Source organism: Bartonella sp. AA81SXKL (genome assembly GCF_042196945.1).
Classification (GTDB): Bacteria; Pseudomonadota; Alphaproteobacteria; order Rhizobiales; family Rhizobiaceae; genus Bartonella.
In genome coordinates, this window is sequence record NZ_JBHIRH010000276.1 from 1 (window position 1) to 675 (window position 675).

1 protein-coding gene is annotated in these 675 nt (G+C 28.3%); it reads right to left on the reverse strand.

All coding sequences use genetic code 11. The features are described 5' to 3' along the window. Positions 1-408: 408 nt before the first annotated feature. Positions 409-675: UvrB/UvrC motif-containing protein (locus ACFINZ_RS11065; protein ID WP_375701541.1), on the reverse strand; the 267-nt coding region annotated here is incomplete at its 5' end.

Below are 675 nucleotides of genomic sequence, written 5' to 3' on the forward strand. Positions count from 1 at the left end.
TTGTTTCATGGGGATATATTATTACTATAAATTCTTATTTAATTGCATGATTCATAAGAGTACTGTTTTATTTAACGGATTTGTAAGAGATTTATTATAAAAATTTGGCTTATGATCTGTTTTACGGTATATTGTTGATTTTTTATCTATGAAAAACATATTTTTTATTTGGTTTTTAATGGTTTAAATTTTAGAAACAGTTTTAGATAGTTTTATGGATTTCTTGTAAAAAAACAATTTTTAGAAATATTTTCTTGCATCATTTCTTTGTTATGTTGCTTTTTCGCTAAATTGGATCAACATTGGTATTTAGGGTATGTGTTTTATGGAATAGTGCTGTTTATTGGTTATATTATTAAGATTTTAGGGGATAAAGATTTATTTTCAATGGTTTGAGATCTTTTGGAGTTATTTGTTAGGAGGAATTTTTTCTTTGTTTTTTGTCGTCTTATTAAGGGTATTTTTGTAAGGCCTTCTTTTTTCTTTTCGATTTTCTAAGATACCAGTATCTATTGTTGGTCCCATGTGATCAAGATCTGGTTTGGCGAAAATCCTTGACTGTGGCTCTTGGATGAATTGTTCACTATAATTTAAGGGATTATCTGCGATTGTGAGTTCTATTTTCTGTAGCTTTTTGATTTCATCACGAAGTCGCGCTGCTTCTTCAAAGTGAAG